The sequence below is a fragment of the Achromobacter pulmonis genome (assembly GCF_021733725.1).
Classification (GTDB): domain Bacteria; phylum Pseudomonadota; class Gammaproteobacteria; order Burkholderiales; family Burkholderiaceae_B; genus Achromobacter; species Achromobacter pulmonis.
In genome coordinates this window covers 3349315-3372382 of record NZ_JAIFOT010000001.1, presented here as the reverse complement: position 1 = coordinate 3372382, position 23068 = coordinate 3349315, and the positions used below count along the sequence as shown (strand labels likewise).

The window sequence follows — 23068 nt, the reverse complement described above, 5'->3', positions numbered from 1 at the left end:
GCCGGCCACGCCGGTCAGTCCCCCTGCGCCAGCATGCTGTCGCGCAGGCGCAGCACCGCTGCGCAGGACGTGGCGCGGTGCGTCACCAGCGACAGCGACAACGCCTCGCGCGCCTCGGCGTCGGCCAGCGGCACGAATGCCACCAGCGGCGTGGAGTAGGCCCGCGTCACGCCCGGCACCAGCGCCAGCCCCATGCCGCTGGCCACCAGGCTGACCAGCGTCTGCACCTGGATCGCCTCCTGGCTGATGCGCGGCGAGAAGCCGGCCTTGCGGCACAGCGCGAGCGCCACGCCATGCAGGCCTGGCACCTTGGCCGGCGAGTACATCACGAAACTCTCGCCGCGGGCCCGCGCCAGGCTGACCGGGCCGGCGCCAGCCAGCGCATGGCCCGCCGGCACCGCCAGGATCAGATCATCGCGTTCGACCACCCAGGATTCCAGCGCCGGGTCATCCGCCAGCGGCCCCCGCACCAGGCCCGCGTCGATATCGTTGGCGCGCAGCATCGCCGCCAGGCCGACGGTGCTGTCCTCGCGCAATTCCAGTTGCACGTCCGGATACTGCGCGCGAAACACCGGCAGGCAGCGCGGCAGCAAGGTGTAAGTGGCCGAACCGACAAAGCCCAGCCGCAGCGTGCCCCATTCGCCCAACGCCACGCGGCGCGCGGCCTGGCGCGCCTGCTCGCTATGGAACAGCGCGCGGCGGGCGTCGGCCATCAGTGCCTGGCCCGCCGGGGTCAGCGTCACGCCCCTGGCGCCACGCGCCAGCAGCGGCACGCCAACCGCATGCTCCAGTTTCTGGATCGACACCGACAGCGCGGGCTGCGCGATGTGCAGGGTATCGGCGGCGCGACGGTAGCTGCCCAGTTCGGCGATGGTGACGAACTGGCGCAACTGCCGTAGATCGATAGCCATAACGGATTCCATATCAAGCAATACCAAAGCCATATTAGACGGGTATAGGCCACGCCGATAGGATTCCCGCCATGACTTCCGCTTCCCTTCCCCAAGCCACCGCCCTCGGCGGCCTGCGCGTGCTGGACCTGACCTCGGTGGTGTTCGGCCCTTACGCCTCGCAGATCCTGGCCGACTACGGCGCCGACGTCGTCAAGATCGAAGCGCCCGCCGGCGACTCCACCCGCAACACCGGCCCGGCCCAGGAACCCGGGCTGGCCGCCATTTTCCTGGGACTGAACCGCAACAAGCGCAGCGTGGTGCTGGACCTGAAGCAGGCCGCCGCCCGCGACGCGCTGCTGGCGCTGGTGGACGGCGCCGACGTGCTGATGCACAGCATGCGGCCGGCCAAGATGGCCGCGCTGGGCCTGGACCCGGCTACGCTGTGCGCGCGCAATCCGCGGCTGGTGTACGCGGGCCTGTACGGCTTTGGCGCCGGCGGCGCCTACGACGGCCGGCCTGCCTACGACGACATCATCCAGGGCCTGGCGGGCTTTGCCGACCTGGCCGACCGCCAGACCGGCACGCCGCGCTACCTGCCCACGGTGGCGGCGGACAAGACCTGCGGCCTGGTCGCCGCGCACGCCATCCTGGCCGCGCTGTTCCAGCGCGAGCGAACTGGCCTGGGCCAGCAACTGGAAGTGCCGATGTTCGAAAGCATGGCCTCGTACGTGCTGGTCGAGCACTACTACGGCCGGCACCTGGCGGACACGCCCGGCGAGGCCGGCTATCCGCGTGTCCTCACGCCGTGGCGCCGGCCCTGCCGCACCGCCGACGGCCATGTCTGTCTGATGCCCTACACCGACGCTCATTGGCGCAGCTTCTTCGAAGCTGCCGGGCGCCCCGACCTGGCCGCCGATCCGCGCTTCAGCGACATCGCCGCGCGCACCCGCCACATCGAGACGCTCTACGAACTGCAGGCCGGCATCGTCGCGGCGCGCGACACCACCTACTGGCTGGCCCTGTGCGAAAAACTGGAAATCCCCGCGGCCCGCGTCAACCGCCTGCAAGACCTGGAGACCGACCCGCACCTGCGCAGCGTGGATTTCTTCCAGCCACTGCAAAGCGCCGCCGGCAACCACTACCGCTTCCCGCGCAACCCTGTGCGGCTGCAGCGCTCGCAGGTGCCGCCGGCGATGCCACCGCGGCTCGGCGAACACACCCGCGACGTGCTGGCGCAAGCCGGCCTGGACTGCGCCGCCATCGACGCCCTGCTGCAAACCGGCGCTGCCCGGCAAACCGACACCCTTCCCGCCTCCCCCAAGGACTCCGCATGACCCAAGACCGCACCGCCCCCGCCCCGCTCGGCCAGGGCTACTACTGGCAGGACCTCGCCGTCGGCCAGCGCTTTCGCACGTTCCGCCGCACGGTCACCGAAACCGACATCGTCAACTTCATCAGCGTCACCGGCATGCTGGAGACGATCTTCATCGACGCCACCTACGCGCATGGCGCGATCCAGGGCCGCCCCGCCCCCGGCGCCCTGACCTACGGCCTGATCGAGGGCCTCATCATGCAGGGCATGGTGCAGGGCACCGGCCTGGCGCTGCTGGAAGTCCACAAGAAAATGCTGGCGCCGGTGGTGGCCGGCGACACCATCTGGGCCGATATCGAAGTGACCGGCGTACGCCCGACCTCGCAGCACAACCGTGCCGTGGTCAGCTCCACCATCGAGGTTTTCAACCAGCACGGCAAGCCCGTGATGGCCTACACCGCGACGCGCATGCTGGCCGGCCGACCGGGCTGACGCGGCGCTCGGCGGACAGGCGTCCCGCAGAGGGCGCCGCCGCCATGGGGCCTCGCCCCTTCCACCAAAGCAAGGAGACAACCATGAAGAAAATATTGCTCGCGGCCGGCCTGGTCGCGCTGGCACTCGGTAGCGCCGCCACCGCCCAGGCCGCCTGGCCCGAGCGCCCCATCACCATGGTGGTGCCCTTCCCGCCGGGCGGTCCCACCGACCTGGTGGCGCGGGTACTGGCCAAGCAGTTGACCGACCAGTTGGGCCAGACCGTGGTGGTCGAGAACAAGGGCGGCGCCAACGGCAACATCGGCATGCAGTACGCGGCAGCCGCCAAGCCGGACGGCTACACCGTGCTCTACAACACCTCGTCGATCGCGCTCAGCCCCAATCTCTATCGTTCACTGGCCTTCGATCCGGTCAAGGACTTCGCGCCAGTGTCGTCCACCGCCGTGATTCCGCTGGTACTGCTGGTGCATCCATCGGTGCCGGCGCAGGACGCGCGCGGCTTCGTTGACTACGCGCGCCAGCATCCCGGCAAGCTGTCGTATGGGTCGGCGGGCGCCGGCAACGTCACGCACCTGGGCGCGCTGCTGCTGCTGCGCTCGCTCGACATCGACGCCGTGCACGTGCCCTATCGCGGCAGCGCCCCCGCCATGACCGACCTGGTCGGCGGTCAGGTGCAGGTCATGACCAACACCTTGAACGATTCGCTGGGCTTCATCCGCGAGGGCAAGCTGCGCGCCCTGGCGGTCACCAGCCGCGAGCGCAGCGCGCAACTGCCCGACGTGCCGACGGTGGCCGAAACGGTGGTCCCAGGCTTCGAGATGGGCGCCTGGCAAGGCGTGGTGGTGCCGGCGGGCACGCCGGACGCAGTGGTCGGCAAGCTCAATGCCGAGATCCGTCGCGCCCTGCAATCGCCCGAGATGCAGAAGCAGCTCAAGGCCCAGGGCGCCCAGGCGCTGGGATCGACGCCGCAGGAATACGGCGCCTACATCAGGAACGAGATCCAGCGCTGGGGCGCGGTGATCAAGGAAGCCGGCGTCAAGCTCGACTAGGCTCGCGCCACGGCGCCGGCTGGCGCCGCGGCGTCAGCGGCCGGCGGCCTTGGCGCTCAGGCCGTTGGCCACGCCCATGTCGGTCTTGGGCACGTCGCGAATCAGCACCCGCACGTCCTCGCCCGAGATGCCGATGCTGGCGCACACGGCCTGGTTCAGCGCCGCGATCAGCGCCGACTTCTTGGCCTCGTCGCGGCCTTCGATCAGGGCCGCGTCGACGCGCGCCATGGCCTTGCCGATCTCGCCGGCCACGATCACGTGCTCGGCGGGGATTTCCTGCAACACGATGCGCACGCTGGACAGCGGCGCGGCGATGCTCTCGACCACCGCCTGCGACGCCGCTTTCAACAGCGCGGTCTTCTGGGCGGCAGAATGGCCCTGCATGATCTGGACGTTCAAGATTGGCATGACGGGTTCCGATATTCCGAATGATGGCTGGCCGGCAGTGATTGCCGGCCAGCCATCATATCCGGACTGGCCCCGGGCGCAAGTCCGCGCTCCGCGGACGCGCCGTCCGCCCTGGCCGGCGCCCTGGCAGGGCGCGGGCGCCGCCAGCCGTCAGGCGGCCTCGCCGCGCGGCTCGGGTTCCTGCGCCCCGGCCGCCTCCGGCTCGCCCTCCACGGCGGTCTGGGCGGTGTCCGCCAGCACCGGCGTCACCAGTTCGACCACTTTCTTGCGCGAGAGCATGCCGATGAACTCGTCGTTCTCGCCCGTCACGGCCACAGGCTGGTCGCTGTGCACCAGTTGGGCCAGCACCTCGCCCAGGCCGGCCGTGGCCGGCACCGAAGCCAGGTCCTCAACGAAGCGCGACACGTCGCGGCCGCCTTCGTTCACGGCCTGCTCGGCCGCCCGCAGCGTCAGCACGCCGGCCAGGCGCTTGCCATCCAGCACCGGCGCATACTCGTAGTTCAGCGCGCGCATACGGTCGACCGCGTGCGCCGGGCGCGACCGCATGGTCAGCGTCAAGCGCGCCGGATTGACGGCATGGGTGGCGTTCAGCACCTTGGTGCGATTGACGTCCTGCAGGAACGACTGCACGTAATCGTTGGCCGGGTTCAGCAGGATGTCTTCCGGCGTGCCCTCCTGCACCAGTTCGCCGTCCTTCAGGATGGCAATGCGGTTGCCCAGGCGCAGCGCCTCGTCCAGGTCGTGGGTAATGAATACGATGGTCTTGTTGAGCTTGGATTGCAACTGCAGCAACTGGTCCTGCATCTCGCGGCGGATCAGCGGATCGAGCGCCGAGAAGGCTTCGTCCATCAACAGGATCTCGGCATCGGTGGCCAGCGCCCGCGCCAGGCCCACGCGCTGCTGCATGCCGCCCGACAACTGGTGCGGATACTGCTGTTCAAAACCCGACAGGCCCACTTGCTCCAGCCAATCGCGGGCGCGCCGTTCGCGCTCGGCCCGGCCCACGCCCTGCACGGCCAGGCCGTAAGCGGCGTTGTCCAGCACGGTGCGGTGCGGGAACAGGCCGAAACGCTGGAACACCATGCTCATCTTCTTCTGGCGGAAGGTCTCCAGGTCGCGCTTGTTCAGGCTGACCACGTCGACGCCATCGACCAGGATGTGGCCGGCGCTGGGCTCGATCAGGCGGTTGAAGTGGCGGATGAGCGTCGACTTGCCGGACCCCGACAGGCCCATGATGACGTAGATGCTGCCCTCTTCGATCGACAGGCTGATGTCCCGCAGGCCCAGCGTGTGGCCGCTTTCGGCCAGCAGCGCTTCCTTGCTCATGCCGCCCTGGGCGGCTTGCAGCCACTTCTTCGGATGCGGCCCGAAGATCTTGTAGATGTTCTTGACTTCGATCTTGCTCATCGCTGGCCTCCCATGCGCATGCGCTGTCCATACGATTGCGTGATCCGGTCGAACAGCACGGCCAGCACCACGATGCCCAGGCCCGCCAGCAGGCCGCGGCCGACTTCCAGGCGGTTGATGCCGAGCAGCACTTCATACCCCAGGCCGCGCGCGCCGATCATGGAGGCGATCACCACCATCGACAGCGCCATCATGGTGGTCTGATTGATGCCGGCCATGATGTTGGGCAGGGCCAGCGGCAGCTGCACGCCGAACAACTGCTGACGCGGATTGGCGCCGAAGGCGCGCGAGGCTTCCAGCACCTCGCGGTCGACCAGGCGGATGCCCAGATCGGTCAGGCGGATCAGCGGCGGCACCGCGTAGATCACGGTGGCGATGATGGCCGGGATCTTGCCCAGGCCAAACAGCATCACGACCGGAATCAGATACACGAAACTGGGCATGGTCTGCATCACGTCCAACACCGGCAGCATGAGCGAACGCAGCCAGTTGACGCGCGCCATCAGCACGCCCAGCGGAATGCCGATGACCACCGACAACCCGGCCGCCATGATCATCAGCGCCAGCGTCTGCATACCGGCGTCCCACAGGCCGAGCACGCCGATCACGCACAACAACGCCCCCATGGCCAGGCTCAGGCCGATGCGGCGGCTCACCAGCCAGGCAATCGCGATGGTCACGATGACCACGGCCCACCAGGGCGAACTGCGCAGCAGTTGCTCCAGCCACACCAGCGCATGCAGCACGGGCTGGGACAGCTTCTCCAGGGTGTCGGCGTAGTTGGTGACCAGGTGATCGACGAATCCATCGATGGCCCCCCGCACCTGGCGGGCAGGAATGATTTCAGGAAACATGTTTTGACTCCATTTCAGCGTGTGCGCCGCGATCCGGTGCGCGGCAGGGGCCACGGCCCGCGAATCGCCTGGCGGAAATGCGCGCCAGGACCACGAAAGGCAGGGATGACGGCGACACGCTTACGGTGCGGCACAGGCGGGAACAGCCTGCGCCTTGCCCGCGTGGCGGGCATTGCGCCTGCCGGAGGGCTTTTTCCCCTTGGGGGCATCCCAAGGGGAAAAAGTCCAAACCGGCGGCCCGCCCCGGTCGGCCGGAGCGGGCCGCCGCCGGAAAGGCGGCGGGGGTTACAGCGCGCCTTGCACGCGCCCGGCGACGTCCGCGGGAACCCATTTGGTCCAGACGTCGGGCTTGCTCTTCAGGAACCACTTGGCCACCGCGGCGGACTCGTCGCCGGAGTCTTCCATGTGGGCCAGGGTCTCGTTCATCACGGGCAGCGGCACCGAGACCTTCGACAGGAACTCGGTCAGCACCGGCGCCTCCTGCGAGAACTTGGTGTTCACTGCGGTGAAGACGGGATTGTCGGGATAGGCGCTGGCCTCGGGCTTGGCGCACTTGGGCGACGTCAGGCACTTGTGCTTTTCGGCGTCGTAGGGCGGCAGTTCAAGCTTGACCAGGTCCAGGGCGCCAACCAGCGGCGTGGGCGACCAGTAATAGAACACCACGTTCTGCTTGCGCTTGTAGGCCGACATCAGGGCCGCCTTCTGCGCCGCGCCGGTGCCCGGCGAGTACAGCGTGTAGGTGTCGCCCAGCTTGAGGGCGTTGAACAGGTTGGTGCTGGTGACTTCGCAGCCCCAGCCCGCCGGGCAACCGTAGAAGCGGCCCTTGCCCGGCTCTTCGGGATCCTTGAACTTGTCCTTGAACTTGGGCAGGTCGGCCGCCGACTTCAGTTCAGGCAGGCGCTCGGCCGTATAGCGCGGGATGTACCAGGCCTCGCCGCCCATGTACAGATCGCCGATCCGCTTGACGCGGCCGGTCTTCTCGGCGCGTTCCCAGGGGTCGGCAACGCTGTTCAGCCAGACTTCGGTGTTGACGTCCAGGTCGCCGCGTTCAAGCGCGGCCAGGGCCGGGAGGGTCTCGGTGGGCAGGGTTTCGGTCTTGCAACCATAGCCCTTTTCCATGATGAAACGCTCGATGTCGACCAGGACCAGATTGGATTCCCAGTTCATGCCGCCGAAATTGATCGGACGCTTGAGTTCGCATTGCGGCGCATCGGCGGCTTGGGCCGAACCGGCGAAGGCGAACAGGACGGCCGCGGCGGCCAGGGTCTTGACGGGGGTGAAACGCATTGGCTTTTGCCTCCATAGGTTCAGGGACACGGCGGCATTGGACCAACCGTGCCATGGAGCTAAGGGGGTTGTGCGGAAGACGGGCAGAACCGCCAATACAAACCGACACTAGCAACAAGAGAATCCGCGGGGTGCGGAGTCTTGCAAGACAGGAGCCTCGAAACAGGGATTTCGAGAACCCACAGATAGTGAACAAACTGAAAGAAGAAGGCAGCATCTTAACCGAAATTGATGCACACCCCAAGCCCGAGCCTGAACAAAACAGATACATTCAGCCCGAAAAACGTCCGGACAAACCCTGATTCCCAAGAGACGATTCGCCGTTTTTCCCTGCGAAAGCCCCCCTCGAAAATCAAGATACATCCCGTTAATATTTTATTCTTATGAATACACTCGCGCCGCAAAACCCCCGTCTTCAGGCGCCCTGCCCGGGTGCGTCGCGGTACATATAGTCGCGCCGCCAGGGATAGGCCAGGTCGGGCGGGTCGTCCAGTTCATCGGCGCGTCCCGTGGCCGGGTGCTGCCCCAGCACCTGATGCAACGCGATCCAGCCATGCTCGAAGCCCATGGCGCAACCGGCCAGATAGAGCCGGTAGGCGCGCAGGGACCGCGCCCCCTGCTCGCCGCTCAGGATCTGCGCGGCCTGCGGCAGACGCGCCTCGAGCGCGTCGCTCCAGGCCCAGAGCGTCCGGGCATAGTGCGGCCGCAGGTTCTCGATATCGACCTCCTCCAGGCCGCCGTTGGTCATGGCCTCCATGACCACGCTGATATGGGTCAGCTCGCCGCCCGGGAAGATGTATTTCTCGATGAACTCGCCCATGCCGCTGCCCAACTCGGCGTTGTACACGCCGGCCGCCGTGATGCCGTGGTTCATGATCAACCCGCCCGGCTTGAGCAGCCGCCGCAACTTGGCGAAGTAGCCTTCCAGCTGGGCGCGGCCGACGTGCTCGAACATGCCGACCGAAGCGATCTTGTCGAACGGCGCGGCCTCATCGAGCTTGCGGTAATCCAGCAATTCCACCCGCACGCGTCCGCCCAGGCCTTTGTCCTGGATCAGCTTGCTGACATGGGCATGCTGGTTGCGCGACAGCGTAATGCCTGTGGCATCCACCCCGTAGTGTTCGGCCGCCCACAGCAGCAGCCCGCCCCAGCCCGCGCCCACGTCGAGGAAACGCTCGCCGGGACGCAACCGCAGCTTGCGGCAGATGTGATCGAGCTTGGCCTCCTGGGCCTGCGCCAGGCTCATGCCGGGTTCGCGGTAATAGGCGCAGGAATAGACCCGGCGCGGGTCCAGCCATAAGGCGTAGAAATCATCGGACAGGTCGTAATGGAATTCGATCTGGCGGGCGTCGCGCTCGACCGAGTGACGCCAGACCGACATCACTTTGCGCACCAGCTCGGTCAGCCATCCGCCGCGCGCCGCATCCACCGGCGAGCCCGGCAGCAACGCGGCCGCCGCCGCCATCACGTCACGCATCGACCCTTCGATGTCGATGCGACCTTCGACGTAATCCTGACCCAGCACGCCCACCGCGCCTTCGGCCAGATGGGCCAGGGCGGTCTTGTCGTGCGTCACGAAGCGGACCCGGGGATCCGGCGGCCCGATCACCGTGCCATCGGGCAGTACCAGTTGCACCGCCACGGGCAACGCCTGGAGCTTGCGTTCCACAACAGACAACAAAGGATTCACGGCCTCTCCTCTGGAATACGTACGGACACGACAAACTGTATCGGAAATTCCTCGCCATTTGCGTGTAAGGCGGCGCGTGATACAGTCGTTGGCTTGGCGCAAAACGCGCAATACAGCGCGCCGCGTCCTGTCCCTGCGCGATCTGCCTCGCGATCCACATGCCCCCTACACTTTCTCCACGCGGCGCGCTGCCGGGCTGGCTCATTCTCATGGGCGCCCTGACCGCGATCGGCCCCTTCGCCATCGATATGTACCTGCCGGCGTTCCCGACGATCGCCGCCAACCTCGGCGTGCCCCGTGGCGACGTCGAACGCACCCTGGCCGCCTACCTGATCGGCCTGGCGCTGGCACAGGTGTTCTACGGGCCCATGGCCGACCGCTACGGCCGCAAGCCGCCGCTGATGGCGGGCCTGACGCTGTTCATGATCGCCTCGCTCGGCTGCGCCCTGGCTGGCTCGGTCGAAGCCCTGACCGGCTGGCGCGTGGTCCAGGCGATGGGCGGCGCGGCCGGCATCGTGATTCCGCGCGCGGTCATCCGCGATCACTATGAAACCCACGAGGCGGCGCGCGCCATGTCGCTGCTGATGCTGATCATGGGCCTGGCGCCGATCCTCGCGCCGCTCGCTGGCGGGCAACTGCTGGGCATCGCCAGCTGGCGCAGCCTGTTCTGGGTCATGCTGGCCGGCGGCGCCATGCTGATGGCCGCGGTCATCCTGATCATGAAGGAATCGCTCGCGCCCGAACGCGTCGTGCCGCTGCGCCTGGGCACCATCATGCAGAACTACCGCGCCCTGTTCGCGCATCGCGGCTTCATGGCGCACAGCCTGGCGGGCGGCTTCGGCCAGGCCGGCATGTTCGCCTACATCATCGGCTCGCCGCGGGTGTTCATCGAACTGTACGGCGTCGATCCCAAGTATTACGGCCTGCTGTTCGGCACCAACGCGCTCTCGCTCATCGTCTGCTCGCAGATCAGCGCCCGCCTGCTGCGCAGCCATACCCCGCGCCAGCTGCAGCGCCGCGCGCTGACCTCGCTGGCCTGCGCCAGCCTGGCGGCGGTGGCACTGACATTGCTGGGCTGGATGACGCTGCCCTTGCTGATGGCCTGCCTGATCTGCTATATGGGCAGCCAGGGCTTCGTGAATCCCAATTCGGCGGCCCTGGCGCTGTCCGATCAGGGCAAGCGGCTGGGCGCGGCCTCGGCGCTACTGGGGACGCTTCAACTGTCGTGCGGGGCCCTGGCGGGTTTCGCCGTCAGCGCCTGGCAGACCGACAGCGCCCTGCCGCTGACGACCACCCTGGCGACCTGCGCCTGCCTGTCGTGGCTATCGGGCCGGGTGGCCCGGTCCCATCCGGTCTGACTCCGAAGCGCGGCACGGAAACCACGCTTTGGCCGCCGGCCGCGCCTTGGCACTTGATTTACCTGGATTTTTCGTATTAGAATCTACGTCTTCACATGAAGTTTCCCGTGCTGGACTACTATGCTTTGTAGTTCAACACTCTGACCCCCAAGCGCATTTTTGCGGATGGCAGGCAGCGGGTATAAGCACTGGGCGAAATCCCGGAGTTTGAAATCAAAACTCAGGATCTTCCCCCTCATCCACTAAGACTGGGTGGCCGGCAAGATGGCAGAAACCTCGGGCAAGACCCGGCGGCAAGCCTCTCACAGCCCGGCGGCTGACACCCCGTCTACCTCCCCGGTGATGCGCAAGAATAAATGAGGTGCATCCATGGCACGCGTATGCCAAGTGACCGGCAAAGGCCCGATGGTGGGCAACAACGTTTCGCACGCGAACAACAAGACCAAGCGTCGCTTCCTGCCCAACCTGCAATCGCGCCGGTTCTGGGTTGAAAGCGAAAACCGCTGGGTGCGCCTGCGCGTCTCGGCCAAGGCCATCCGCACGATCGACAAGAACGGCATCGACGCCGTGCTGGCCGACATGCGTGCCCGCGGCGAACTGGCCTAATCGGCCCCCCGCCAATCTGACATACTAGGAGCACGACATGGCCAAAGGTATCCGCGAAAAGATCAAGCTCGAGTCGACCGCCGGCACGGGTCATTTCTACACGACCACCAAGAACAAGCGCAACATGCCCGAGAAGATGCTGATCAAGAAGTTTGATCCGGTCGCTCGCAAGCACGTCGACTACAAGGAAACCAAGCTGAAGTAATTCAGCCGGTATCCGGATAGCCAGAAAGGCCCTGCATCGCAGGGCCTTTTTCATTGGCGGAACCTGGCCGGCCGGGCATGGGACCGACCCGCGCCCGCGCCGTTTTCCTTGGCGCAGGGCGCCGCGCATGCTTCAATTGGGCCAAAACTGCAATCGTGTCCTACATTGGCCCGGTTTCGACCGGCCGCTCCTGCCTGCGATATCCGCCCATGTTCCCTGCCTGCCTGCCCCTGCTGCGCCGCGCGCTCGCCCCCGCGCTCCTGGCCCTGGCGCTGACCCCCGCCGCATTCGCCAAAGACACTCCGGACAAGCAACCGCCGATCCGCATCGGCGAAATCAACAGCTACAAGGCCATTCCCGCCTTCCTGGGTCCATACAAGAAAGGCTGGCAACTGGCGCTGGAGGAAATCAACGGCTCGGGCGGCGTCCTGGGCCGCAAGCTGGAAGTGTTCTCGCGCGATGACAACGGCAACCCCGGCGACGCCGTACGGGCCGCGCAGGAACTACTGGCCCGCGAGAAAGTGGACCTGTTGTTCGGCGGCTTCCTGTCCAACACCGGCCTGGCGCTGACCGACTTCGCCAAGCAGCAGCAGGTGTTCTTCCTGGCCGCCGAGCCCTTGACCGACAAGATCACCTGGCAGGAAGGCAACCGCTACACCTGGCGCCTGCGCCCTTCCACCTGGATGCACGTGGCCGCCCTGGCGCCCAAGGCGCTGGCGCTGCGCAAAAAGCGCTGGGCCATCGTCTATCCCAACTACGAATACGGGCAGTCCGCCGTGGCCACCTTCAAGGCCATGATGAAGTCATTCCAGTCCGATGTGGAATTCGTCGCCGAACAGGCGGTGCCGCTGGGCAAGGTGGACGCCGGCGCGGTCGTGCAGGCATTGGCGGACGCCAAGCCGGACGCCATCTTCAACGTGCTGTTCGCCGCCGACTTGACGCGCTTCGTGCGCGAAGGCAACACCCGCGGACTGTTCGAGAACCGCGCCGTGGTCTCGGTGCTGTCCGGCGAACCGGAATACCTCGAGCCGCTGGGCGCCGACACGCCCACTGGCTGGATCGTCACCGGCTACCCCTGGTACGCCATCGACACGCCGGCCAACAAGACCTTCGTCGAAGCCTACCGCAAGCGCTACAACGAGACGCCCAAGGTCGGCTCGGTGGTCGGCTACGCCTCGCTGATGTCGCTCGCCCAGGGCCTGAAAGCAGCCGGAGAGGTCGATACCGACAAGCTGATCGATGCCTTTGGCGGGTTGAAAGTGGACACGCCCTACGGGCCGATCCAGTACCGCAAGATCGACCACCAGTCGACCATGGGCGTGTACATCGGCATCACCGCGGTCGAGGACGGCAAGGGCGTCATGAAGGACTTCGCCTACATCGACGGCGCGCGCCTGCAGCCGCCCGACGAGCAAGTGCGCAAGATGCGTCCGCACTGATGAGCCTGTCCGGGCTGCTGTCGCAACTGCTCAACGGCTTGGCCGACGCCAGCGCGCTGTTCCTGGTGGCGGCGGGCCTGTCGCTGATTTTCGGCGTCACGCGGGTGGTGAACTTCGCCCACGGCTCGTTCTACATGTTGGGTATCTACCTGGCCTGGAGCTTTACCCGGTATTTCGGCGACGGCCCTGGCTATTGGGCCGGACTGCTGCTGGCGGCGCTGGCCACCGGCCTGATCGGCGCCGCCGCCGAACTGCTGGTCCTCAAGCGCCTGTACCGCGCGCCGGAACTGTTCCAGTTGCTGGCGACCTTCGCGCTGGTGCTGATCATCGGCGATGCGGTGCTGGCCTTCTGGGGTCCGGAAGACCTGTTCGCGGCGCGCGCGCCGGGCCTGTCGGGCGCGGTCGAAATCCTGGGCCGGCGCTTTCCGCAATACGACCTGCTGCTGATCGCCGCCGGCCCGCTGGTGCTGGGACTGCTGTGGCTGCTGCTGATGCGCACGCGCTGGGGCCGCCTGCTGCGCGCCGCCGCCGAGAACCGAGACATGCTGGCCGCGCTGGGCGTGAACCAGGCCTGGCTGTTCACCTCGGCCTTCACCCTGGGCGCCTTCCTGGCCGGGCTGGGCGGCGCGCTGGCCGCGCCGCGCGTGCCGGCCACGCTCGGACTCGACCTGGAAATCATCGCCAGCGCCTTCGTCGTGGTGGTGGTCGGCGGCCTGGGCTCCATCCCCGGCGCCTTCCTCGCGGCCCTGCTGATCTGCGGCGTCAAGGCGCTGTTCGTCTTCGTCGGCCAGGTGCACATCGGCCCCTGGGAATTCAATCTGTCGAAACTGACCTTGTTGGCCGAATTCGCCGTCATGGCGGTGGTGCTGGTGGCGCGCCCCTGGGGCCTGCTGGGAAAGCCACCGGCGCCCTCGTCGCAGGCGCTGGCAGCCGAGCGCCCCCTGGCCCCCGCCGGCCCGGGCCTGCGGCGCGCCTACGGCGGACTGCTGGCCCTGCTGGCCTTGGCGCCCCTGGCCGCCATGCACGCGCCATACCTGGGCATCCTGCTGATCGAGATCCTGATCGCCGCCCTGTTCGCCGCCAGCCTGCATTTCCTGACCGGCCTGGCGGGCATGACTACATTCGGCCATGCCGCCTGGTTCGGCCTGGGCGCCTATGGCGCCGCCTTGCTGCTGAAACTGGCGGCGCTGCCGATGGAAGCGGCGTTGCTGCTGGGACCGTTCGCCGCCATGTTCGGCGCCGCGGTGTTCGGCTGGTTCTGCGTGCGCCTGTCCGGCGTGTACCTGGCGATGCTGACCCTGGCGGTGGCGCAGATCCTGTGGGCGCTGGTGTATCAATGGGATGACGTGACCGGCGGCAGCAACGGCCTGATCGGACTGTGGCCGTCCACCTGGCTGGCGCGCGGCCCCTGGTTCTACTACTTGACACTGGTCCTGTGCGCCCTCGGCATCGCCTGGTTGCGGCGCCTGGCATTCTCACCGCTGGGCTACGCACTGCGCGGCGCGCGCGATTCGTCCTTGCGGGCCGAGGCGCTGGGAATGGATACGCGCCGCATCCAGTGGGCCGGCTTCGTCGCGGCGTCGCTGACGGCCGGCATGGCCGGATCGCTGTACGCCTTTTCGAAAGGCAGCATCGCCCCCGATGTGCTCGCTGTCAGCCGCTCGGTCGACGGCCTGGTGATGGTGCTGCTGGGCGGCCTGCAAACCCTGGCCGGCCCGCTGGTGGGCGCGGCCGCCTATACCTGGCTGCAGGACACCGCGGCCCGCGGCACCGAGTACTGGCACGCGGTGCTGGGCCTGGCGATCCTGGCGCTGGTCATGCTGTTTCCCGCCGGCCTGGCGGGCGCGGCCGCGCAATTGCGGCGCAAACACCCATGACGGCCGCCGCCTCCCCCTTGCTGCGGGTCCAGGGACTGCGCAAAGCCTTCGGCGGCATCGACGCGCTGGCGGATATCTCGTTCCAGTTGGAAGCCGGCCACATGCTGGCATTGATCGGCCCGAACGGCGCCGGCAAGTCCACCTGCTTTAACGTGCTGGGCGGACAATTGCGCCCCGACGCCGGCTCAGTCCGGCTGGACGGACAGGAACTGGTCGGCCGAGCGCCCAGCGCCATCTGCCGCCTCGGCGTGGGACGCACGTTCCAGACCGCCGCCACGTTCCGCTCGATGACGGTGCTGGAAAACGTGCAGACGGCGTTGCTCTCGCGCGATCGCCTGCTGTTGCGGCCTTGGCGCCGCGCCGCCTCGCACCGCCCCGACGAGGCGCTGGCGCTACTGGAACAGGTGCATCTGGCCGGCCAGGCCGGCGCCCATTGCGGCGCGCTGGCCTATGGCGAGGTCAAGCGGGTGGAACTGGCGATGGCACTGGCGCATCGGCCCCGATTGCTGCTGATGGACGAACCCACCGCCGGCATGGCCACCAACGAACGCCACGCGCTCATGCGCCTGACCCGCGAACTGGCCGATACCCAACGCATGGCGGTACTGTTCACCGAGCACAGCCTGGATGTCGTTTTCAGGCACGCCGACCGCATCGCGGTCCTGGTGCGCGGCAGCCTGCTGGCCGAAGGGCCGCCCGACCGCATCGCGGCCGATCCGCGCGTCAAGGCGGCCTATCTCGGCAGCGAGGCGCCACCAGCCTGAACAACGCTCAGCCACCGGCCTGCGGGCTGTCCGGCTGGCATTCCCGGAACACCTTGGCGCGACAGCCGGCGCAGATGCCGCGATCCAGGCGGGCGTAGATGGTGTGCAACGCCGTCGCCTTGTCTGGAAACACGTGGTCCTCGCCCAGCCGCTCCAGGAAACCGGTGCGGCGCCACATTGCCAGCACTTCCGGCCGCGGCCGATGGAAATACAGGTCGCCCCCCATCGCGCGGCGCGCGGCCAGCTCATCCTCCCAGACCTGGGCGCCGGCCAGGTCGATGAAGTTCATGCTCTTGGCCATCACCAGCAGATGACGCGGCGCATCGGGCGCCGCGCGCAGCGCCTGCAGGCGCTGCGCCACGTGCGCGGCGGCGCCGAAATAAACCGAGCCTTCCATGCGCAGCAGCTTGAGCTGGGGACATTCCGGCAGCGCGTCGGGCTGCTGCTCCAGCACCACGAAGCGGCGTCCCATTCCGCGCGAATCAAAACCCATGGTGCGCATCGCCGGCCGCGAGGTGCGATGCAGGTAGGCCATCAGCGACAGCAAGGTGCCCAGCAGGATCGCCACTTCCATGCGGATGGTCACGGTGGCCGCCAATGTGGCGGCGGCGATGACGGTTTCGGCCCGCTGGCTGCGGAACAATTGGCGCCAGCGCGGCGCATCCAGCAAGGTCCACGCCACCAGCAGCAGCAAGCCGGCAATGGCGGCGTGCGGAATCCGCGCCAGCAGCGGACCGCTCAGCGCCACCAGCAGCATCAGCAGCAACGCCGAGAACACCGCCGCCAGCGGCGTCTTCGCCCCCGCCTCGTAATTGGGCATGGAGCGGTTCAGCGAACCACAGGACAGATAACAGGAAAACAAGCCGCCCACCACATTGGACAGCCCCTGCCCGACGAATTCCCGGTTGGCGTCGATACGCTGGCCCGAGCGCGTGGCCACCGCCTTGGCGATCGAAATGGACTGCGCCAGCGCCACGATGGTCAACGCAAAGGCGAGGCTGAGCAGATCCGGCAAGGCGCGCCAATCGACCCGGGGGATATGGAATGGCGGCCATGGCTGCGCCAGGTCGCCCAGCGCCGGCACGGCGGCGGCGCCGAACCGCGGCGCCATGGCATTGAACACGGCGGCGGCCAGTGTCCCCGCGGCCAGGCCCGCCAGCATGTAGGGCTTGCGTTTGTCCAGCCGCTTGAGCAGCAGCGCCACCGCGATCGTCACCGTGGTCACCAGCAGCGCGCCCCCTTGCACCTGATCCAGGTTGGCCGCCAGGCTGGCCAGCAAGGCGCCCGCGCCGTGCGAGGCGGGCGCCGGCAATCCGAGCGCATCTTTCAAGGCATGGACGGCGATCAGCAGGGCGGCGCCGCTGGTGAAGCCGAACAGCGCCGAGGGCGAGATGAAATGCGCCAACGATCCCAGGCGCAAGGCGCCCACCAGCCACTGCATCAATCCGACCAGCACCGTCACCGCCAGGGCCAGCTCGATATAGCCCGGGCTGCCCGCCACCGCCAGCGGCGTCAGCACCGCGAACAGCGCCAGCGAATTGGCATTGGTGGGGCCGGACATGACGTGGCGGCTGGAGCCGAACAGCGCCGCCACGATACAGGGCACGATGGCGGAATACAGGCCGTACTGCGCCGGCAGGCCGGCCAGCGTGGCGAACGCCACGCCCTGCGGCAGCACCAGCAGGGCTCCTAGCAGCCCCGCGGCCAGATCGGCGCGCAGGGTCGCGGGACCGACTTCCGGCACCCAATCGCCAAACACCCGCACCAGCCACTGCCTGCGTCCCGCCGCCATCATTCCCCGTCCTTGTGTGCTTTTGTTCTTTTCGATGCCCCGGACACGCTCAGCGCAGGAATTTGCGCTCCAGTTCGCGCATGCCCGCGTCGCCCTGCAGGCCGATGATATCGCGCACCGTGGGCAGGCCGGCATCCACGCCATGGATGCCGCCGTCGGCGCGGATGCGGGCAAAGACCTCGCGCATCGCCCCCACGGCGGCGCGGATCGCGTGGTTGCCGTAGATCACCAGCCCCACCTTGCCCAGGGCCTGGATATCGGCCTCGCGCAACTGCGGGTACGCGGTCGGCACCAACACCAGCGGCACGCGGCCGGACCAGGCCGCGATGAAGGCCAGCACCTCATCCGGCGTGTTCTGCTTGGAATGGATCAGGATGGCGTCGGCGCCGGCGGCCTCGTAGGCGGCCGCGCGCGCCAGCGCCTCGGCTTGGCCGAGTCCCGCGATCAACGCCTCGGTACGGGCGATGACGCAGAAATCCGGATCGCGCCGCGCGGCGCAGGCCGCCTCGATCTTGCCCTGGAACTCGGCCACGCGCACCAGTTCCTGGCGGCCGCCGGCGCGCAGGCTGGTGTCCTTGGGAAAGGTCTTGTCTTCCATCACCACCGCCGACACGCCCGCCGCCTCGTATTGCGGCACGCTGTACGCGACATTGATGGCATTGCCGAAACCCGTGTCGATATCGGCGATGACCGGCACATCAACGGCCGCCGCGATGGCCCGCATCATCTCCAGGTGCAGGCCCGCCGACAGGATGTTGGCGTCCGGCACGGCATAGCTGGCCGACAGCTCGAAACCGCTGCCCCAGATCGCATCGAACCCTGCCTCGGCCGCCAATTTGGCGGACAGCGGATTGTGCGCCGACATGGCGTGCATCAGGGTAGCGTGCTGCAACTGCTGGCGAAAACGTGTGTGGCGGGGCATGGCGTGGCGGCCTGTTAACCCGGCGCGAAAGGCGCCGGCAGGGACCATTTAACACGAAAAAGCGCCGCGCCCGGTCCGCGGGACGGCAATGCGCCGCTCAGCCCGCGCCGCCGCCGCGCCGCGCCTTCATCGCCCGGCTGATCAAAGCCAGCGCGTCGTCGGAAACCAGGCGCGCGGCCAGCGGCAACAGTTCGTCTTCTTCGCGCCGGATATGCTCGGCATAGGCGATCGCGAATGCCTCCACCTGCGCCGCCGGCAATTCGGCGGGATGACCCGCGGCAACCGCTTCCAGTATCTGCCGCAGCGGCGCCCACAGCGCCGCCAGGCGTTCATGGTCGGCCACCAGGCCGTCCACCAATGCATGCAGGCAGACCGCGTCCGAGCCGGCCATGGCTTCGATCAGGGCCGGGAACAAGTCCTCTTCCTCGTCCTCATGGTGGTGCTGCGCGGCAGTCTGGAAATAGCGCATGACGGCCGCGGCCGCGACCTGGGCCGCCTCGTCGCTGCCATGCGCCGGCAGGTGCACGGCCAGCCGCCGCAACGTCTCGCACTGGCGCGCAATGCGGCCATGGCAGGCCGACAGCAGGCCCAGCGGATCATCGGGGGTCGGCGCCGCCGCCGGGCCGCCGGGAAAACTCACTGCCATGGCACACCTCTCACTCAGCCTGAGTGGCCGCGCCACCACAGGCGAATCGAATCCCAGGCGCGGCCGGCCAGGCCGGCCTCGGCCACCGGTTCAAGCGCCACCACCGGAAACTGCATGGCGGGCTTGCCGTCGACCATCACGCGCAGCGAGCCGACCGGAGACTGGGCCGCGATCGGCGCCACCAGCGGGTCCCGCGGCGCCCATACCGGCTCGACCTTGGCGCCGGCCGGCACGGTGACGTAGGCGTCCCGCGCGAAGCCGGCCTTGAGCGTATCGGCCTGGCCCTTCCAGACCTCGGGCGTAGCCACCGCCTGGCCCTTGGCATACAGCTTGATGGTATTGAACCCCTGGAACCCCCATTCCAGCAACTCGCGGCTTTCCTGAGTGCGCAGCTTGTCCGAAGCCGTGCCCACCACCACCGTGATCAGGCGCCGCTGCTCCTTGCCGTTGGGCCGGTGCGCGGTCGCCACGATGCAATACCCGGCCGCGTCGGTATGGCCGGTCTTGAGGCCATCGACGCTGGGATCGAGCCACAGCAGCCGGTTGCGGTTGGGCTGCGTGATGTTGTTATAGGTGTAGGTCTTGGCCGAATCGTAGGTCTTGTACAGCTCGGGGTAATCGCGGATGAAGCGCGTGGCCAGGATCGACAGGTCGCTGACCGTGGAATACGTGCCCGGGTCCGGCAGGCCGTGGGGGCTGGCGAAATGCGTGCCGTGCAGGCCCAGTTGCGCCGCGGTGTCGTTCATGCGCGCCACGAACGCCTCGACACTGCCCGACACCGCTTCGGCCAGCGCGATCGCGGCATCATTGCCCGACTGAATCATGAGGCCGCGCAGCAACTGGTCCACCGACACCTTCGAGCCCGGCTCCAGGAACATCTTGGAACTGCCGGGCGGCACCTTCCAGGCGCGCGTCGAGATCGTCACCTTCTGCTCCGGCGACAACTCTTTGTTGTGGATGGCGCCGAACACCACGTACGCCGTCATGATCTTGGTGAGGGAGGCCGGCTCGATCCGGGCGCTGGCCGCGTGCGACGCGATCACCTGTCCGCTGGTTTCATCGAGCAGCAGCCAGGCCTTGGCGGACAGCGCCGGCCGGGGCATGGATTGCGCCATGGCGCCTGAGATACATGCGGTCGCAACGAGCAGGCTCGCCGCCAACTTCTTCATCAACATATGAGGGATTCACTTCCATGCAGGGTAGGAATGGCGCGCCGGCAACGCACGCAGGCTGCCGCAAGGCCGTCCGCGCCGCGCGCCGTCGCGCGGCGCGAAGCATTGGAACACGTTGGCCGCGGATGGTTCAAAACCCCATTGGGCAAGCACTTTGCGCGCGGCGCGCGGCGCTGAAAAAATCGCAGCGATTGTCACCGCATTTTGCAAAACCCCTTGTAGAAAGGGTTTTTCTGCCTGGAAAACAACAAAGATTGCGCGAAAGGCCTTGCGAAAGCGGCTACAACGGCCACTCTTCCGCTATCATCGGGCGCGTAGTGTTAAACGCCGATACCCGGCGCGCGCGCTGCCACATGTCCTCAACATACGGATTTTGACCATGGCCACGAAAGCTAAAGCTCCTGCCAAGAAAGTCACCAAGCCCGCCGCCAAGGCGCCCGCAAAGAAGGCTACCGCCGCCAAGCCCGCCGTGAAGCCGGCTGCCAAGAAGGTCGTCGCTGCCAAGAAGGTCGTCGCCGCCAAGAAGGTCGCCGCCCCCAAGGCCATCAAGGCCGCGCTGAACAAGACCCAACTGATCGCCTACATCGTCGAACAGTCCGGCGTCGAAGCCAAGGCAGTCAAGGCCGTCCTGGCCAGCCTGGAAACCTCGGTGCTGAGCTCCGTGGACAAGAAGGGCGCCGGCGAATTCACGCTGCCCGGCCTGTTCAAGGTTGCCGTGCAGAAGGTCCCCGCCAAGGCCAAGCGCTTCGGCAAGGATCCGTTCACCGGTGAAGAGCGCTGGTTCCCCGCCAAGCCGGCTTCGGTCAAGGTGAAGGTTCGCCCGCTCAAGAAGCTGAAGGACGCCGCGCAGTAATTCCGCACGGATCTTCCGGTCAAACCGGAAAGGGCCTGCCCCGCGAGGGGCGGGCCCTTTCTTTTTTCCTCGCTGTTGCGGCGCCAGTCCGGGCCGACCCATGGCGCAGCGCATCTGCCCAGGCGATCACGCGCCTTGCCGCATCGATGGCCGCCCTGCTAGAATTTATCTTTACGTAAAGATACTTTATATAAAAACATCATGGACGATCTGGTCGATCTCGTGCTGGCGCAATGGGAGCACGAATGCCCCAACCTGGACACTTCGCCGATGAGCGTGCTCAGCCGCGTGTTCCGCTTCCACGCTTTCGCCGCGCGCGACGTCGGCCGCGCATTCAAGCGCCACAACCTGCATCAGGGCGAATTCGACGTGCTCGCGACCCTGTACCGCAGCGGTGCGCCACACGCCCTGAATCCGCAAAAACTGGTTGCCGCGCTGCTGTTGACTTCGGGCGCCATGACCAACCGTCTGGACCGCCTGGAGCAGGCCGGCCTGCTGACACGCGCGCCCAACCCCGAGGATCGCCGCGGCGTCATTGTCGCCCTGACCGCCGAGGGCTTGCGCGTCATCAAGCTGGTTCTCAAGGACTACCTGCGCGAAATCGAAACGCTGCTGCATCCCCTGAACGCCGCCGAACGCCGCCAGATGGCCGGCCTGTTGAAGAAGCTGTTGCTGGCGCACGACCAGGACACGCCTGGCGGCATCGCCGCCTGAACCTTTGCCCACCGCAATATCCGCCTGCCTCACATGAACGCCACACCCGCATGAACGCCACACCCGCCCAAACCGCCCCGCTCACCGCGCCCGTCATCCTGCTGATGTCCGTGGCCACCGGCCTGGCGGTGGCCAGCAACTATTACGCGCAACCGCTGCTGCACACCATCAGCCAGCAGTTCTCCCTGTCCAACGCCACCGCCGGCAGCATCGTCATGATCGCGCAGCTGAGTTACGCGCTCGGCCTGATCCTGCTGGTGCCGCTGGGCGACCTGTTCGAGCGGCGCGGCCTGATCGTGCTGATGACGCTGCTGTCCTCGGGCGGCCTGCTGCTGTCGGCCTTCGCCCCCAATATCCAGATGCTGATGCTGGGCACGGCCGTGACCGGCCTGCTATCGGTGGTGGCGCAGGTGCTGGTGCCATTCGCGGCCACCCTGGCGGCGCCGCACGAGCGCGGCAAGGCGGTCGGCACGGTCATGAGCGGCCTGTTGCTGGGCATCCTGCTGGCCCGCACCGCGGCCGGCGTGCTGGCGGACCTGGGCAGTTGGCGCACCGTCTACTGGGTCGCGGCGATCCTGATGCTGGCCATGTCTTGCGCCCTGTGGAAGGTATTGCCGCGCCACAAGAGCCCGGCGGCCATGAGCTATCCGCGCCTGCTGGGCTCGATCTTCCGCCTGTTCGCCGAAGAACCGCTGCTGCGCGGCCGTTCGCTACTGGGCGGCCTGCTGTTCGCCGCCTTCAGCATGCTGTGGACGCCGCTGACCTTCCTGCTGTCCGGCCCCGACTACGGGTTCAACAACACCACCATCGGACTGTTCGGGCTGGCCGGCGCGGCCGGCGCCTACGCCGCCAACCGTTTCGGACGCCTGGCCGACCGCGGCCTGGGCAACCAGGCCACCCGCATCGGCCTGTTGCTGCTGCTCGCTTCCTGGGGGCTGATGGCCTTCGGCCAGGCCTCGGTGATCGCACTGCTGGCCGGCATCCTGATCCAGGACCTGGCGATCCAGGGCGTCCACGTCACCAACACCAGTTCGCTGTACCGCACCCGGCCCGAGGCCCGCAGCCGCCTGACGGCCGGTTACATGACCAGTTACTTCATCGGCGGAGCCACCGGATCACTGGTATCGTCCTGGCTGTACTCGCATTACGGCTGGCCCGGCGTGGTCACCGCGGGCGCGGTTCTGGGGGCCGTGACCCTGGCCTACGGCATGCTGGCGGCCAGCGCCCGCATCCCGGAAATGGCCCCGTCCCCTATCCGCGCCTAGCACCTCCTATAATCAGGGGTTTTGGCCGCCCCCGCGCCTGGCGCGTGGGGGCGGTTCACCCAT

The 23068-nt window shown here is 67.4% G+C and carries 22 protein-coding genes; 12 read left to right on the top strand and 10 right to left on the bottom strand.

All coding sequences use genetic code 11. The features are described from left to right. Window positions 1–14: 14 nt before the first annotated feature. Complete coding sequence (locus K2W61_RS15630) at window positions 15–911, bottom strand: LysR family transcriptional regulator (protein WP_236756006.1); 897 nt, start codon at window positions 909–911, stop codon at window positions 15–17. 71 nt (window positions 912–982) lie between these two features. Here K2W61_RS15630 and K2W61_RS15625 point away from each other — a divergent pair, with 71 nt between their 5' ends. From K2W61_RS15625 to K2W61_RS15615, 3 genes are all read left to right on the top strand, one after another. Further along, window positions 983–2227: a CaiB/BaiF CoA transferase family protein gene (locus K2W61_RS15625; protein ID WP_175135161.1), complete on the top strand. Its 1245-nt coding sequence runs from the start codon at window positions 983–985 to the stop codon at window positions 2225–2227. Next, window positions 2224–2697 (top strand): MaoC family dehydratase, encoded by a 474-nt coding sequence (locus K2W61_RS15620; protein ID WP_175135162.1) that lies wholly within the window; start codon window positions 2224–2226, stop codon window positions 2695–2697. Before K2W61_RS15625 ends, K2W61_RS15620 begins: the two co-directional genes overlap by 4 nt. A gap of 83 nt (window positions 2698–2780) precedes the next feature. Continuing rightward, complete coding sequence (locus tag K2W61_RS15615; RefSeq protein ID WP_175135163.1) at window positions 2781–3746, top strand: Bug family tripartite tricarboxylate transporter substrate binding protein; 966 nt, start codon at window positions 2781–2783, stop codon at window positions 3744–3746. Between the two features lie 33 nt (window positions 3747–3779). Here the strand turns inward: K2W61_RS15615 and K2W61_RS15610 are convergent, their stop codons facing one another. From K2W61_RS15610 to K2W61_RS15590, 5 genes are all read right to left on the bottom strand, one after another. Then, a complete protein-coding gene (locus tag K2W61_RS15610) occupies window positions 3780–4154 on the bottom strand; it encodes a tautomerase family protein (protein WP_006390595.1) in 375 nt (124 codons plus the stop codon). 150 nt (window positions 4155–4304) lie between these two features. Beyond that, entirely contained in the window at window positions 4305–5561 is a 1257-nt protein-coding gene (locus tag K2W61_RS15605; protein WP_175135164.1) for a quaternary amine ABC transporter ATP-binding protein, read from the bottom strand. Beyond that, window positions 5558–6415 (bottom strand): ABC transporter permease, encoded by an 858-nt coding sequence (locus K2W61_RS15600; RefSeq protein WP_175135165.1) that lies wholly within the window; start codon window positions 6413–6415, stop codon window positions 5558–5560. The genes K2W61_RS15605 and K2W61_RS15600 overlap by 4 nt, the downstream gene beginning before the upstream one ends. 285 nt (window positions 6416–6700) lie before the next feature. Further along, window positions 6701–7702, bottom strand: coding sequence for an ABC transporter substrate-binding protein (locus tag K2W61_RS15595; RefSeq protein WP_175141857.1), 1002 nt, complete (start codon window positions 7700–7702; stop codon window positions 6701–6703). Window positions 7703–8117: 415 nt separating this feature from the next. Further along, on the bottom strand, window positions 8118–9392 hold the full coding sequence (locus K2W61_RS15590; RefSeq protein ID WP_175135167.1) for a class I SAM-dependent methyltransferase: 1275 nt from the start codon (window positions 9390–9392) through the stop codon (window positions 8118–8120). A 209-nt stretch (window positions 9393–9601) separates the two neighbouring features. Between K2W61_RS15590 and K2W61_RS15585 the strand changes: the two genes are divergently transcribed. From K2W61_RS15585 to K2W61_RS15560, 6 genes are all read left to right on the top strand, one after another. After that, window positions 9602–10750, top strand: a complete 1149-nt coding sequence (locus tag K2W61_RS15585) for a Bcr/CflA family multidrug efflux MFS transporter (RefSeq protein ID WP_175135194.1) — start codon at window positions 9602–9604, stop codon at window positions 10748–10750. Between the two features lie 369 nt (window positions 10751–11119). Continuing rightward, window positions 11120–11356 carry a 50S ribosomal protein L28 gene (gene rpmB / locus K2W61_RS15580; protein WP_006390601.1) on the top strand — a complete coding sequence of 79 codons (237 nt, stop codon included), beginning with the start codon at window positions 11120–11122 and terminating at the stop codon, window positions 11354–11356. A gap of 37 nt (window positions 11357–11393) precedes the next feature. After that, window positions 11394–11561, top strand: coding sequence for a 50S ribosomal protein L33 (gene rpmG, locus K2W61_RS15575; protein ID WP_003810296.1), 168 nt, complete (start codon window positions 11394–11396; stop codon window positions 11559–11561). 209 nt (window positions 11562–11770) lie between these two features. Next, a complete protein-coding gene (locus K2W61_RS15570) occupies window positions 11771–13000 on the top strand; it encodes an ABC transporter substrate-binding protein (protein WP_175135168.1) in 1230 nt (409 codons plus the stop codon). Continuing rightward, complete coding sequence (locus tag K2W61_RS15565; protein WP_236756005.1) at window positions 13000–14877, top strand: ABC transporter permease; 1878 nt, start codon at window positions 13000–13002, stop codon at window positions 14875–14877. Before K2W61_RS15570 ends, K2W61_RS15565 begins: the two co-directional genes overlap by 1 nt. Then, on the top strand, window positions 14874–15641 hold the full coding sequence (locus K2W61_RS15560; RefSeq protein WP_175135170.1) for an ABC transporter ATP-binding protein: 768 nt from the start codon (window positions 14874–14876) through the stop codon (window positions 15639–15641). Before K2W61_RS15565 ends, K2W61_RS15560 begins: the two co-directional genes overlap by 4 nt. Before the next feature lie 7 nt (window positions 15642–15648). On the opposite strand, the gene K2W61_RS15555 is transcribed toward K2W61_RS15560, so the two are convergent. The 4 genes from K2W61_RS15555 to K2W61_RS15540 form a co-directional block, all read right to left on the bottom strand. Continuing rightward, window positions 15649–17433 (bottom strand): SulP family inorganic anion transporter, encoded by a 1785-nt coding sequence (locus K2W61_RS15555; protein ID WP_175135195.1) that lies wholly within the window; start codon window positions 17431–17433, stop codon window positions 15649–15651. 49 nt (window positions 17434–17482) lie between these two features. Continuing rightward, a complete protein-coding gene (locus tag K2W61_RS15550) occupies window positions 17483–18355 on the bottom strand; it encodes a phosphonopyruvate hydrolase (protein WP_175135171.1) in 873 nt (290 codons plus the stop codon). Between the two features lie 97 nt (window positions 18356–18452). After that, on the bottom strand, window positions 18453–19001 hold the full coding sequence (locus tag K2W61_RS15545) for a hemerythrin domain-containing protein (protein WP_175135172.1): 549 nt from the start codon (window positions 18999–19001) through the stop codon (window positions 18453–18455). A 14-nt stretch (window positions 19002–19015) separates the two neighbouring features. After that, window positions 19016–20176, bottom strand: coding sequence for a D-alanyl-D-alanine carboxypeptidase family protein (locus K2W61_RS15540; protein ID WP_175135173.1), 1161 nt, complete (start codon window positions 20174–20176; stop codon window positions 19016–19018). A gap of 376 nt (window positions 20177–20552) precedes the next feature. On the opposite strand from K2W61_RS15540, the gene K2W61_RS15535 reads away from it, so the two are divergent. The 3 genes from K2W61_RS15535 (at window position 20553) to K2W61_RS15525 (ending at window position 23005) form a co-directional block, all read left to right on the top strand. Then, entirely contained in the window at window positions 20553–21026 is a 474-nt protein-coding gene (locus tag K2W61_RS15535; RefSeq protein WP_175141854.1) for an HU family DNA-binding protein, read from the top strand. A gap of 201 nt (window positions 21027–21227) precedes the next feature. Continuing rightward, window positions 21228–21740: a MarR family winged helix-turn-helix transcriptional regulator gene (locus K2W61_RS15530; protein ID WP_236756003.1), complete on the top strand. Its 513-nt coding sequence runs from the start codon at window positions 21228–21230 to the stop codon at window positions 21738–21740. 50 nt (window positions 21741–21790) lie between these two features. After that, the gene (locus tag K2W61_RS15525) at window positions 21791–23005 is read left to right on the top strand and encodes an MFS transporter (RefSeq protein WP_236756002.1); all 1215 of its coding nucleotides are present in this window, start codon (window positions 21791–21793) and stop codon (window positions 23003–23005) included. The last annotated feature ends 63 nt before the right edge of the window (window positions 23006–23068 follow it).